We start from the raw sequence: 12,442 nt of genomic DNA, 5'->3' as shown, positions 1-12,442 counted from the left end.
CGGGAGCAGGCGAAATGACTGCGAAACACGACCTGACGCCCCGCGACGACATCGCGCCCGCCGGGGGCATCGCACCCGCCAATGGTATCGCACCCCGCGAGGATATCGCCCCGCAGGACGGCGCCGCGCCGCAGCCGGATGCCGGCGAACCCGTCGCCGAAACCGCCGCCGCCGCCGCAACCCTGATGGACCGGCTGCGCCGCCGCGTCGCGCCCCGCGCCGGCAGCCCCGGCAGACGGCGGCGCCAGCCGCCCCATGACCCGGGCGACCCCGCCCACGCCCTGCGTTTCGGCGCGGTGGTGTGCGTGGTCGTTCTCGTCGTCTTCGGCGGCTGGTCGGCGCTCACGTCGCTGCAAAGCGCCGTTGTGGCGCCGGGCGTGATCGCCGCGGAGGGCCGCACCCGCGCGGTGCAGCACCTCGACGGCGGCATCGTCAGCGCCATTCTGGTGAAGGACGGCGACGAGGTGCAGGCCGGCGACGTGCTGGTGCGGCTGGATACGACGCGGCTGGCCAGTGAACGCGGCATCGTGGAAAACCGGCTTTATGAGGCGCTGGCCCGGCAGGCCCGCCTTGAGGCCGAGCGCGACGACGCCCCCGCCATGACGCGCCCGCCGCTGCTGGATGCAATGGTGGCCGCCGACCGCGACTGGGCCAGCCTGGCCCCGGCCGCCGACCCGGCCCTTACCAGCGCCCTTGCCAGCGCCCTCGCCAGCCGCGCCGATCCGAAGGCAACCGAGCCGCCGGCACAGACCGGGCTTGAGATCGCCAACCGCGTGTTCTCCGGTCAGGACCGGCTGTTTCATGCCCGGCGCGACACGCTGAAGGCGCAGGTCGCCCGCCTTGAGGCCGGCATCGCCCAGAGCCGCGAACAGATGGCCGGCATCGACGCCCAGCGCGCCTCTCTGGAGCGGCAGCGCGACCTGATCGCCCGCGAACTCGACGGGGCCCGCAAGCTCTATGAAAAGGGCCTGATGCCGCTGCCGCGGGTGCTGGCGCTGGAACGCCAGCAGGCCGATCTGGAAGGCAACATCGCCGCGCGCGGTGCCGACAAGGCGGCCATCGGGCAATCCATCGGGCAGTTGCAGCTGCAGATTCTGGAGCTGCAGCGCGATGCCCGCGAGAAGGTGCTGCAGGATCTGCGCGAAGCCGATTCCGATGTGCAGGACCTGACCGAGCAGCGCATCGCCGCCCTCGACAAGCTGAACCGCACCGACATCCGCGCCCCGGTCAGCGGCCGGGTGAACGGCCTCGCCTTCCACACCATCGGCGGCGTCGTCAGGCCGGCCGACGTGGTGATGGAAATCGTGCCCGACGACGAGGCGCTGATCGTGGAAGCCCGGGCCGATCCGGCCGAAGTCGACCAGCTGCACGCCGGGCAGAGCGCCCGCATCCGTCTGACCGCCTTCGACCAGCGCACCACGCCGGAAATCGACGGCACGCTGCTGGTCGTCTCGCCGGACCGCCTCACCGATCCGCAGTCGGGCGCGCCCTATTATGCGCTGAAGGTGGCGATCGCCGACGATGGCCGCGCCCTGCTCGGCCCCGACCGCCCGCTGGTGGCGGGCATGCCGGCGGATGTGTTCGTCGTCGCCGGTGCCCGCTCGCCGCTCAGCTACCTGATGAAGCCGCTCACCGACCAGATGGCCCGGGCGCTGCGCGAGGAGTGAAACGGAACGGGCCGGCGGATCGCTCCGCCGGCCCGGTGCTTCCGGCCTGCTGTCGGCACAGGACCGTGCGGCTCAGGGGAACAGCGCGATCTGGTCGAGGCCGGTCGTCTCCGGCAGTCCGCAGACGAGGTTCATGTTCTGCACCGCCTGACCGGAAGCGCCCTTCACCAGATTGTCGATGGTGGAGATGAGGATGGCGCGGCCGGGAATGCGGTCGGCAACGACGCCGATCTGCACATGGTTGGAGCCCTTCACATGACGCGACTGCGGCACCTGACCCAGCGGCAGCACGGTCACGAACGGCTCGGCCCGGTAACGCTCCGCCAGCACCGTCTGCAGCTTCGCGGCATCGGCACCGTGGGCCAGGCGCACATAGATCGTGGCGTAGATGCCACGGATCATCGGCGTCAGGTGCGGCGTGAAGGTGGCCACCACCGGCTGACCGGCGGCGAGGCTGTATTCCTGATCGAGTTCGGCGGTGTGGCGGTGGCTGGCCACGCCATAGGCATGAATGCCCTCCGCCACCTCGGAGAACAGCATGCCCTCCTTCGCCGCGCGGCCGGCGCCGGACATACCGGTCTTGGCATCGATAATGATAGGATCATTTTCGATAACACCGGCGGACAGCAGCGGCAGCACCGGCAGCAGCGAACAGGTGGTGAAGCAGCCCGGATTGGCGACGAGCCGCGCTCCGGCGATCTTCTCGCGGTGAATCTCGGTCAGGCCGTAAACCGCCTCGCGCTGCAGGTCGAGCGCCTGATGGGCATGGCCGTACCACGCCTCGTAGGCGGCCGGATCGGACAGGCGGAAGTCGGCGGAAAGGTCGATCACCTTCAGCGACGGCTTGTCGGCCAGCAACTTCTTCAGCACCACCTGCGTGGTGGCATGCGGCAGGCCGCAGAATACCACGTCCACGCCGGCAAGGTCGATCTCGTCGATCTTGACGAGGCGCGGCAGCGCGAACGGGGTGAACTGTGCGAACACCTCCGCCATGGTGCGGCCGGCCTTGGAATCGGCAGAAAGCGCCACGATTTCAACGGCCGGATGGCGCAGCAGCAGCCGCACCAGTTCGGAACCGGTATAGCCGGAGGCGCCGAGCACGGCGACTTTGATCTTCTCGGACATGTGGTCTCATCCCTCACGAACGGGGCAAACGAAAACAAACGCGGAAACACCGGCAGCCGTCGGGGCCGCTGCCCCGCCGGTGCGGCGGCGCCCTCTCAGGCGCCCGCGCGTCGTCGTTCGGCAACGAGGCCCAGAACCGTCGTGGCAACCGTCGCGCCGGCAATCGCGGTGACGTCGGCATGGTCATAGGCCGGCGCGACCTCGACCACGTCGGCGCCGACGATGTCGAGCGGGCCGAGGCCGCGCAGCGTCATCAGCGCCTCGCGGCTGGTCAGCCCGCCGGCGACCGGCGTGCCGGTGCCCGGTGCGAACGCCGGGTCCATGCAGTCGATGTCGAACGTCAGGTAGGTCTTCGCCGTGCCGACGCGCGAGGTGATGCACTCGATCAGCCCGGCCACGCCCAGCGTCTCCACCTCGTTGCCCCACACGATCTCGATACCGCAATCGTCGGGCGCATGGGTGCGGATGCCGATCTGGATGGAGTGCTCCACATCGATCAGGCCTTCGCGCACGGCACGCTTCACGAAGCTGCCATGGTCGATGCGGTTACCATCGTCATCCCATGTATCCTGATGCGCGTCGAACTGCACCAGCGCCAGCGGACCGTGCTTTTCCACATGGGCCTGCAGCAGCGGCCAGGTGACGAAGTGGTCGCCGCCGAGGGTATAGAGGAAGGCACCCGACGACAGGATGTGGCGGGCCTCGTCGCGCACCGTCGCCGCCATCTCCATCGGGAAGCCGGGATCGAAGGCGCAGTCGCCCCAGTCGATGGTGGCCAGCTCCTCGAAAATATCGAAGCCGAACGGATATTGCGGATCGCCCGAGGGAATGACCGAGGCGCGCCGGATCGCCTGCGGCCCGAAGCGCGCGCCGGGGCGGTTGGTGACGGAGGCATCGAACGGAATGCCCCACACCACGGCATCCACCCCGTCCAGATTGCGCGAATAGCGCCGCCGCATGAACGACAGCGCCCCGGCAAAGGTCGATTCCTCCGAGGCGCCGCGCAGCGGGCCGAGGAAGGCGTTGTCGGTGGGGCGGCGGGACGACATCGAAACCTCCTTGGGGCGCGGAGCCGGCGGCAACGGAAGGGAACAGACGGCACCGAAAGAAGGCCAGAACCGTGACGGCAGGATGACTGCCGCCGCGGGCGGCCCGCGGGGCACACTGCGCGCCGAAGCTTTAGCAAGATCAACGCCTGCGGTCACGCCCGGAAAGCGCGCCCTTTTGCCCGCGCCGCTGCCGGGCCGCAGCCGCCGTCAGGCTGTGAGGTGCTCGTAGAGGATCGTGAAGCCGAGGCCGCACAGCGCCACGCCGGCCACCACCTCTGCCGCCCGGCCGAAGCGGGTTCCGATCAGCCGGCCGACCAGCATGCCCCCGGACGACATGAGAAAGGTGGCGAGCCCGATGGCCACGGCAATGAGGACGATATTCACATCCAGAAAGGCGAGCGACACCCCGACCGCCATGGCATCGAGACTGGTGCCGACCGCCGTTGCCAGCAGCACCACGAACGAACGGCCGGCCGGCGTCTTCTCCGCGTGCCCGCGGCCGGCGACGGCCGCATAGAGCATGTGAACGCCCACGCCGGCGAGCAGCAGGAAGGCGATCCAGTGATCCACGGAAGCCACGAAGCGGCTGGCCGCCACGCCGGCCGCCCAGCCGACCAGCGGCGTCAGCGCTTCGACGATGCCGAACACGAGGCCGGTGCGCAGCGCCTCCGTCACCGGCGGACGGCCGATGGCCGCCCCGCGCCCCACCGACACCGCAAAGGCATCGACAGACATGCTGAAAGCGAGAACGAGAACGCCGAGGGGCGACATGGGCAGGGCCTCCGAACGGACTGACGACCGGGCACGCTGGGATCCTGTCCGTCCGCTGGGCGACAGGCGGTGCCACGGTCTTGTCTGGCCGAAAGGCTCGGCTGGCCGCGCCATGCGCACCTTGCGCAAGTGTGTTGACGCGGCCCCGCGCAAACGCGGTGACTACTCCCCGATGGGCCCCCTCTAACGACCGCACGGAAAAAAGTCAAACGATATCAATATCTTGAACGCTTCTGAGACTTATTTGCAGAAAATTGACCGCTCCCGGCCCGTCAGCGTCCAGTGTTCTGGCCGCTGCGATACCAGTCCGGCCGCCCGGCCGCAGCGCCGGCTGCGCGCCAGGCCCGTATCGGCACAGAAAAGCCGGTCTTTATACTTGCCGCACGGGCGGGCAAAACTTACTCTGCCGGGTATGTCGCAATACAGCATCATCCTCGGCGGCGAGCGCCATGTGTTTCCCGACCTGCGCACGGTGATGGCGGCAGCCTCGCCCGCGCGCTCGGGCGACAGTCTCGCCGGCCTTGCGGCGGAAACGAACGAGAAGCGCGTCGCGGCCCGCATGGTGCTGGCCGACGTGCCGCTGGACCGTTTTCTTTCCGAGGCCCTCATTCCCTATGAGAGCGACGAGGTCACGCGGCTCATCATCGACAGCCACGATGCCGCAGCCCTTGCGCCGGTGCGCTCCCTCACCGTCGGCGCCTTCCGCGACTGGCTGCTGTCCTATGCGGCCACCCCCGCGACCCTCGCCGCGCTGGCGCCGGGGCTGACACCGGAGATGGTGGCCGCCGTCTCCAAGCTGATGCGCAACCACGACCTGATCGCGGTCGCCGCCCGGGCGCAGGTCGTCACCGGCCTGCGCTCCACGGTGGGCCTGCCGGGCCGGCTTTCCAGCCGCCTGCAGCCCAACCACCCGACCGACGATCCGGAAGGCATCGCCGGCGCCACCCTCGACGGGCTGCTCTATGGCATGGGCGATGCCGTGATCGGCATCAACCCGGCCACCGACAATGTCGGCGCCTGCATCACCCTGCTGGAGATGCTGGACCGGCTGCGGCAGCGTTTCGATATTCCCACCCAGTCGTGCGTGCTGGCCCACGTCACCACCTCGCTTGCCGCCATCGCGCGCGGGGCGCCGCTCGATCTTGTGTTCCAGTCGATTGCCGGAACGGAGGCGGCGAACCGCGGCTTCGGCATCGATCTTGCGCTGCTCGGCGAGGCGCGCGCGGCCGCGCTGTCGCTGGGGCGCGGCACGGTCGGCAACAACGTGATGTATTTCGAGACCGGACAGGGCGCCGCCCTGTCGGCCGGCGCACACCACGGCGTCGACCAGCAGACGGTGGAGGTGCGGGCCTATGCCGTGGCACGCGCCTTTCAGCCGCTGCTCGTCAACACGGTCGTTGGCTTCATCGGACCGGAATATCTCTACGATTCCAAACAGATCATCCGCGCCGGGCTGGAAGATCACTTCTGCGGAAAACTGCTCGGCGTGCCGATGGGCGTCGATGTCTGCTACACCAACCATGCCGAAGCCGATCAGGACGACATGGACACCCTGATGGTGCTGCTGGCCACCGCGGGCGTCAATTTCCTCATCTCCGTGCCCGGCGCCGACGACGTGATGCTCAACTACCAGAGCCTGTCTTACCACGATGTCGTCAGCCTGCGGCATCTGTTCGGCCGCCGCCCGGCGCCGGAGTTCGAAGGCTGGCTCATGCGCATGGGGCTGATGGACGAGGCCGGCCGCCTGCCGCCCGCCCCGGCGCCGGCGGCGCTGCGCCTGCTGAAGGCGGAGGCCGCCGGATGAGCCGCCCGCCCGCCTCCCCCGCCGGCGACGACCTGTGGGCGCGGTTTCGCGGCGCCACACGGGCGCGCATCGGCCTTGAGCGTGCCGGCGACGCCATGGTGACGCGCGACGTGCTGGCCCTGCAGCTCGCCCATGCCCGGGCGCGCGATGCGGTGCACGGGCGGGTGGATTTTGCCGCCCTCGCCGCGCAGATCGAGCCGCTGGAGAGCCTGCTCGTTCATTCCGCCGCCCCGGACCGGGCAACCTATCTCACCCGCCCCGATCTCGGCCGCCGGCTGGACGCGGCCAGCCATGCACGGCTGCAGGCGCTGAAGGCGGCCGCAGCGCCGGATGTGGTCATCGTCGTGGCCGACGGGCTTTCCGCCGCGGCGGTGGAGCGCAACGCCATCGCGGTGCTGAAGGCGGTGCTGCGCCGGCTGGGCGGCCTTGCGGTGGGGCCGGTGGTGTTTGCGGCCGAAGGCCGGGTCGCGCTCGGCGACGAAATCGGCGCCTGCCTCGGCGCCCGCCTCGTGGTGGAGCTGATCGGCGAGCGGCCGGGCCTGTCCTCGCCGGACAGCCTCGGCGCCTATCTCACCTTCGCCCCGCGCACCGGCCGGCTGGATGCCGAGCGCAACTGCGTTTCCAACATCCACGCCGACGGGCTGTCGCCGGAGGCCGCCGCCGACAAGATCGCCTGGCTGGCGAAAGCGGCCCTCGAACGGGGTCTGACCGGCGTGGGTCTGAAGGAGGATGCCGGCCCCGCCCTGCCCGGCGCGGCCGGAGCCGCGTTGCCGCCGCGGCCACGATCCGAATAAATGATATTGCGAAGCACTCGCATATCAGGCATTTCCCTGCCCGGAAAACGGGACTAAGGTCGGCGCGTCCGCACGCAGGGCCCGCCCGGGCCCGTGCGGGTGCGGACGGTGTGCGGCCGGCCCTTTCAGGCGGCCCGGCGCAGCCGGATCGTATTCAACACAGCATCGGCGCGCCCCGCCTGCCCGGCCGGGCAGCGAAGCTTCGGGGACAAGGCGATGACCACTGAAACTGCCGCGGGCCAGAAGAAGCCCGGCTTCCGCACCGACAAGGACGCGCTGGGCGAGGTTCTCGTGCCGGAGGCCTGTCTGTGGGGCGCACAGACCCAGCGTTCCATCATCAACTTCCCCATCGGTGTCGACCGCTTCCGCTGGGGCCGGCCGGTGATCCGGGCCCTCGGCATCCTCAAGAAGGCGGCCGCCACCGCCAACGGCGAGCTCGGCCAGTTGCCGGAAGAGAAGGTGAAGCTGATCCGCGCGGCCGCGCAGGAGGTGATCGACGGCAAGCTCGATCACGAGTTCCCCCTCGTGGTGTTCCAGACCGGCTCCGGCACCCAGAGCAACATGAACGCCAACGAGGTCATCTCCAACCGCGCCATCCAGATGGCCGGCGGCGTGGTCGGCTCCAAGACGCCGATTCACCCCAATGACGACGTCAACCACAGCCAGTCTTCCAACGACACCTTCCCCACCGCCATGCACATTGCCGCGGTGGAGGAGATCGACAACCGCCTGCTGCCGGCCGTGCAGCGCCTGCGCAACACGCTGGACGACAAGGGCGCCGGCTTCGGCCACATCGTCATGGTGGGCCGCACCCACCTGCAGGATGCAACGCCGATCACGCTGGAGCAGGTGTTCTCCTCGTGGGTCGCACAGCTCGACGACGCCATGGAAACCGTGCACCGGGCCCTGCCGGGGCTCTGCGAACTGGCCATCGGCGGCACTGCGGTCGGCACCGGCCTCAATGCCCATCCCCGCTTTGGCGACGTGACGGCAGCCCACATCGCGGCGGAAACCGACAAGCCGTTCGTCTCCGCCCCCAACAAGTTCGCCGCCCTTTCCGCCCATGACGCGATGGTCAACGCCAGCGCGGCGCTGCGCACCCTTGCCGGCGCGCTGATGAAGATCGCCAACGACATCCGCTGGTATGGCTGCGGCCCGCGCGCCGGCTTCAACGAGCTGATGCTGCCGGAAAACGAGCCCGGCTCGTCCATCATGCCGGGCAAGATCAACCCCACCCAGTGCGAGGCCATGACGATGGTCTGCGTGCAGGTGTTCGGCAACGACCACGCGGTCGCCTTCGCGGGCAGTCAGGGCAACTTCCAGCTCAATGTCTACAAGCCGGTGATGCTGCACAACGTGCTGGAATCCGCCGCGCTGCTGGCCGATGCCTGCCACGCCTTCGACGAGCACTGCGCCACCGGCATCGAGCCCAACGAGCCGCGCATCCGCCACCACCTCGAAACCTCGCTGATGACGGTGACCGCACTGAACCCGCACATCGGCTACGAGAAGGCGGCGAAGATCGCCCTTACCGCGCACCGCGAGAACACCAGCCTGAAGCAGGCGGCGCTGAAGCTCGGCTATCTCACGGCCGACGAGTTCGATGCGTGGGTGAAGCCGGAAGACATGACGCATCCGCTGGCCGGATGAAGACACGGACCCCCGGGCGGCGCCGCGCCGCCGCCCGGCCCTCTGCCCTGCCGGGGATGCCGCCATGACCGCCGATCTGCCGCCGATCGCCACCACCGCCCTGCCCGATGGCGAACGGGTGCCCGTGCTGGGACAGGGCACATGGAAGATGGGCGAGGACGCCCGCCGCCGCGATGCGGAGATCGCCGCCCTGCGCCATGGCCTCGACCTTGGCATGACGCTGATCGACACCGCGGAAATGTATGCCAACGGCATGAGCGAGGTGATCGTGGGCGAGGCCATCGCCGGGCGGCGCGACGAGGTGTTTCTCGTCTCCAAGGTGCTGCCGTCCCACGCCAGCCGCTTCGGCACCATCCGCGCCTGCGAGGGCAGCCTGCGGCGCCTCGATACCGATGTGATCGACCTCTACCTGCTGCACTGGGCCGGCGACGAGCCGCTCGCGGAGACCATCGAGGCCTTCGGCCGGCTGCAGGACGAGGGCAAGATCCGCCACTGGGGCGTCAGCAATTTCGACCCCGGCGATTGCGAGGCGCTTTTCGCCCTTGCCGGCGGCGATGCGGCGGCCGCCAATCAGGTGCTCTACAATCCCGGTCGCCGCGGCATCGAGTTCGACCTGCTGCCGTGGTGCCAGCGGCGGGGATTGCCGGTGATGGCCTATTCGCCCATCGAGCAGGGCCGCATCGCGCGCCACCCGGCGCTGGCCGCCGTTGCGCAGCGCCACGGCGCCACACCGGCGCAGATCGCCCTGGCCTTCGTGCTGCGTCAGCCGGGCGTCATCGCCATCCCGAAGGCCGGAAGCAGCGCGCACGTCGCCGAAAACCGCGCGGCCTGCGCCCTTGCGCTCGACGACGCGGACATGGCGGTGCTGGATCGCGCCTTCCCGCCGCCGGCCCGCGCCAGCGCGCTGCAGATGCTGTGAGGCGCAGATGATGCGAGACGCCCGCGGCGGCGGCGATCAGCGCGCCTGATCGAGCAGGCGCTTGCACTCCAGAAGATCGAACAGGGTCGATTGCAGGCGGCGCACGTCGTCGCGCGACAGGCCGGCCTCGCCGCCCTTCTCGCCGCGCAGCCGGTCGAAGAAGCGGAACGCGCCGCCCTTGTGCTCGGGCTCGTCGCCCACGCGGATGTCGCGCGGCACCGGGCCGGCCGGTCCGCCGTCCTCGCCCCCGGTCTCGCCGTCGCCGGACCGCTCGGCGCGCAGCACCGGTCCCAGCGGGTCGGTGTCGTCGTATTCGTCGGCGGCAATCGCCCGCGTTGCGCTCACGGCGAGGGAATCCTGTTCGTGCTCCGAATCGACCGCGCTCTCGATATCGTCGGCCGGCTCGCGCGGCACCATGGCCAGCGCCGCAACCGCCTCCGGCCCGCCGCGCCCGATGGCCGCGACATGGCGCACGCCATGGCCCGACAGGATGCGCTGCACGCCGCGGATGGTATAGCCTTCGTTATAGAGCAGGTGGCGGATGCCGCGCAGCAGGTCCACATCTTCCGGGCGGTAGTAGCGCCGCCCGCCGGCGCGCTTCATCGGCCGGATCTGCGTGAAGCGGCTCTCCCAGAAGCGCAGCACATGCTGCGGCAGGTCGAGATCGCTCGCCACCTCGCTGATTGTACGGAAGGCTTCCGGGCTCTTCTCCACGGCGACGCTCACTTACAGCTTCACGGCTTCCGCCGGCATCATGCCCCTGCGCCGCAGCGGCCGGCATGGATCTGCCCGCCACCGCCCGCGCGCTCCGCGGCCCCGCTGCAACGCAAACCCTGCCGCCGGACCCGACCGGCCCGCCGCTTCATGATGCGCGGCAGGGCCCGGTTAGCAAGCGCAATTCACGCAGGACACCAATGTTGTGTGGCAACATGCGGCAAAATCAAGGCTTTGCGTGCCGGCCGGCGCCGCGACGACGGCTCAGGATGCCTCTTCCTCGCCGATCAGCGAAGCGTTGATGCGCTGCTTCAGCACGTTGGACGGCTTGAACACCATCACACGGCGCGGCTCGATGGGCACTTCCTCGCCGGTCTTGGGATTGCGGCCCATGCGCTGCCCCTTGTCGCGCACCACGAAGGAGCCGAACGAGGACAGCTTGACCGACTCACCCTTTGCCAGACAGTCGGAGATTTCCCGGAGAACCATCTCGACCAGTTCGGACGATTCCGACCGGGACAGCCCCACCTTCTGATAAACGGCCTCGCACAGATCAGCCCGCGTCACGGTCTTGCCGGTCATCGCCCGAAATCTCCCCGAATTGGTGCTCAGCTCCGCCTCTGCTGCCGCTCTTCGTCGGCTCGCGCGACGGCACCGGTGAGGGACCGTATTGCGACCCCGCCAGCCGGTCAACCGACGGGATCAAAAGAAGTTTCGCCGATGGCCCGGCTTACCACCGCACCAGACTGGCGCCCCAGGTGAAGCCGCCGCCCATGGCCTCCAGCAGCACCAGATCGCCCTTCTTGATGCGCCCGTCGCGCACCGCCACATCCAGCGCCAGCGGAATGGAGGCGGCCGAGGTGTTGCCGTGGCGGTCGACAGTGATGACCACCTTCTCCTCCGCGATGCCGAGCTTCTTCGCGCTGGCATCGATGATGCGGCGGTTGGCCTGATGGGGCACGAACCAGTCGATATCCTGCGCGCCGTAGCCGGTGGCCGCGAACACGTCCTCGATCACGTCGGTGACCATGGAGACGGCATGCTTGAAGACCTCGCGGCCCTCCATGCGCAGGTGCCCGACCGTGCCGGTGGTGGAAGGCCCGCCATCCACATAAAGCTTGGTGCGGTGGCGGCCGTCGGCGCGCAGCTTGCTGGCCAGAATGCCGCGGTCGGTCATGGCGCCGGTGCCCTGCTGGGCCTCCACCACCACAGCGCCGGCACCGTCGGCAAACAGCACGCAGGTGGTGCGGTCGTCCCAGTCGATGATGCGGGAGAAGGTCTCCGAGCCGATCACCAGCGCGCGGGTCGCCTGACCGGTGCGCAGCAGCGAATCGGCATTGGCGAGCGCAAAGACGAAGCCCGAGCAGACCGCCTGCAGGTCGAACGCCATGCCCTGCTCGATACCGAGCTCGGCCTGAATGGTGACGGCCGTGGCCGGAAAGGTGTTGTCCGGCGTCGAGGTTGCCAGCAGCACCAGATCGATGTCGGCCGGCTTCACACCGGCCGCATCCAGCGCCCGGCGGGCCGCCTCAAGACCCATGGTCGAGGTGGTCTCGTGGCTGCCGGCAATGCGACGCTCGCGGATGCCGGTGCGCTGCTGGATCCAATCGTCCGATGTATCGACGCGCCGCGCCAGATCGTCGTTGGTGACGACATTCTGCGGCAGATAGCTGCCGCAGCCGAGAACTACAGAACGGGTCACGCTCAAGGGGCCTCCACCGCGGACCCTGATGCCGCTTCTTCCGCCTGGCTTTCCATGCCGAGGCGGTAGGCGGCCATGTCCTGGCCAATCTTCTTGAATAAGTCGTTCTGAACCATGTCGTAACCGAGTTCCACCGCCGAGGCGTAACCCTCGGCGTCGGTGCCGCCATGGCTCTTGATCACCAATCCGTTCAGCCCGAGGAACACGCCCCCGTTGGACTTGCGCGGATCGAGCTTTTCTTTGAGCA

11 protein-coding genes, 1 pseudogene and 1 riboswitch are annotated in these 12,442 nt (G+C 69.1%); of the genes and pseudogenes, 5 read left to right on the top strand and 7 right to left on the bottom strand.

What is annotated here, in order from left to right:
• Positions 1-14 precede the first annotated feature (14 nt).
• Positions 15-1,667, top strand: coding sequence for an HlyD family type I secretion periplasmic adaptor subunit (locus V7067_RS08815; RefSeq protein ID WP_334175523.1), 1,653 nt, complete (start codon positions 15-17; stop codon positions 1,665-1,667).
• A gap of 72 nt (positions 1,668-1,739) precedes the next feature.
• Here the strand turns inward: V7067_RS08815 and argC are convergent, their stop codons facing one another.
• The 3 genes from argC to V7067_RS08800 form a co-directional block, all read right to left on the bottom strand.
• Positions 1,740-2,792, bottom strand: coding sequence for an N-acetyl-gamma-glutamyl-phosphate reductase (argC, locus tag V7067_RS08810; RefSeq protein ID WP_334175522.1), 1,053 nt, complete (start codon positions 2,790-2,792; stop codon positions 1,740-1,742).
• Between the two features lie 95 nt (positions 2,793-2,887).
• Positions 2,888-3,841 (bottom strand): agmatinase, encoded by a 954-nt coding sequence (speB, locus tag V7067_RS08805; RefSeq protein ID WP_334175521.1) that lies wholly within the window; start codon positions 3,839-3,841, stop codon positions 2,888-2,890.
• Positions 3,842-4,048: 207 nt separating this feature from the next.
• On the bottom strand, positions 4,049-4,612 hold the full coding sequence (locus tag V7067_RS08800) for a manganese efflux pump MntP family protein (protein WP_334175520.1): 564 nt from the start codon (positions 4,610-4,612) through the stop codon (positions 4,049-4,051).
• A gap of 86 nt (positions 4,613-4,698) precedes the next feature.
• A riboswitch (yybP-ykoY riboswitch) is annotated at positions 4,699-4,787 on the bottom strand.
• 237 nt (positions 4,788-5,024) lie between these two features.
• On the opposite strand from V7067_RS08800, the gene V7067_RS08795 reads away from it, so the two are divergent.
• The 4 genes from V7067_RS08795 (at position 5,025) to V7067_RS08780 (ending at position 9,779) form a co-directional block, all read left to right on the top strand.
• Entirely contained in the window at positions 5,025-6,416 is a 1,392-nt protein-coding gene (locus V7067_RS08795; protein ID WP_334175519.1) for an ethanolamine ammonia-lyase subunit EutB, read from the top strand.
• A complete protein-coding gene (eutC, locus tag V7067_RS08790) occupies positions 6,413-7,210 on the top strand; it encodes an ethanolamine ammonia-lyase subunit EutC (RefSeq protein WP_334175518.1) in 798 nt (265 codons plus the stop codon). Before V7067_RS08795 ends, eutC begins: the two co-directional genes overlap by 4 nt.
• Before the next feature lie 216 nt (positions 7,211-7,426).
• Positions 7,427-8,860 (top strand): class II fumarate hydratase, encoded by a 1,434-nt coding sequence (gene fumC / locus V7067_RS08785; protein WP_334175517.1) that lies wholly within the window; start codon positions 7,427-7,429, stop codon positions 8,858-8,860.
• Between the two features lie 64 nt (positions 8,861-8,924).
• The gene (locus V7067_RS08780) at positions 8,925-9,779 is read left to right on the top strand and encodes an aldo/keto reductase (protein ID WP_334175516.1); all 855 of its coding nucleotides are present in this window, start codon (positions 8,925-8,927) and stop codon (positions 9,777-9,779) included.
• Positions 9,780-9,815: 36 nt separating this feature from the next.
• Here V7067_RS08780 and V7067_RS08775 read toward each other — a convergent pair whose 3' ends face one another.
• The 4 genes and pseudogenes from V7067_RS08775 to V7067_RS08760 form a co-directional block, all read right to left on the bottom strand.
• Positions 9,816-10,505 carry a MerR family transcriptional regulator gene (locus V7067_RS08775; protein WP_334175515.1) on the bottom strand — a complete coding sequence of 230 codons (690 nt, stop codon included), beginning with the start codon at positions 10,503-10,505 and terminating at the stop codon, positions 9,816-9,818.
• A gap of 252 nt (positions 10,506-10,757) precedes the next feature.
• Positions 10,758-11,075 (bottom strand): integration host factor subunit alpha, encoded by a 318-nt coding sequence (locus V7067_RS08770; RefSeq protein ID WP_334175514.1) that lies wholly within the window; start codon positions 11,073-11,075, stop codon positions 10,758-10,760.
• A gap of 148 nt (positions 11,076-11,223) precedes the next feature.
• A complete protein-coding gene (locus tag V7067_RS08765; RefSeq protein WP_334175528.1) occupies positions 11,224-12,195 on the bottom strand; it encodes a beta-ketoacyl-ACP synthase III in 972 nt (323 codons plus the stop codon).
• Between the two features lie 2 nt (positions 12,196-12,197).
• Positions 12,198-12,442: pseudogene (locus V7067_RS08760) on the bottom strand (phosphate acyltransferase); the annotation flags it as partial.

Source organism: Pseudoxanthobacter sp., from assembly GCF_036822375.1.
Taxonomy (GTDB): domain Bacteria; phylum Pseudomonadota; class Alphaproteobacteria; order Rhizobiales; family Segnochrobactraceae; genus Pseudoxanthobacter.
Note: the sequence above shows the minus strand (reverse complement) of the source record. Positions and strands in the feature narration are given on the sequence as shown.

Bases quoted from the DNA above. Each gene is read 5' to 3' on its own strand.
- fumC (WP_334175517.1), top strand. From the start codon at position 7,427: ATGACCACTGAAACTGCCGCGGGCCAGAAGAAGCCCGGCTTCCGCACC.
- argC (WP_334175522.1), bottom strand. From the start codon at position 2,792: ATGTCCGAGAAGATCAAAGTCGCCGTGCTCGGCGCCTCCGGCTATACC.
- speB (WP_334175521.1), bottom strand. From the start codon at position 3,841: ATGTCGTCCCGCCGCCCCACCGACAACGCCTTCCTCGGCCCGCTGCGC.
- V7067_RS08780 (WP_334175516.1), top strand. From the start codon at position 8,925: ATGACCGCCGATCTGCCGCCGATCGCCACCACCGCCCTGCCCGATGGC.
- eutC (WP_334175518.1), top strand. From the start codon at position 6,413: ATGAGCCGCCCGCCCGCCTCCCCCGCCGGCGACGACCTGTGGGCGCGG.
- V7067_RS08795 (WP_334175519.1), top strand. From the start codon at position 5,025: ATGTCGCAATACAGCATCATCCTCGGCGGCGAGCGCCATGTGTTTCCC.
- V7067_RS08815 (WP_334175523.1), top strand. From the start codon at position 15: ATGACTGCGAAACACGACCTGACGCCCCGCGACGACATCGCGCCCGCC.
- V7067_RS08800 (WP_334175520.1), bottom strand. From the start codon at position 4,612: ATGTCGCCCCTCGGCGTTCTCGTTCTCGCTTTCAGCATGTCTGTCGAT.
- V7067_RS08770 (WP_334175514.1), bottom strand. From the start codon at position 11,075: ATGACCGGCAAGACCGTGACGCGGGCTGATCTGTGCGAGGCCGTTTAT.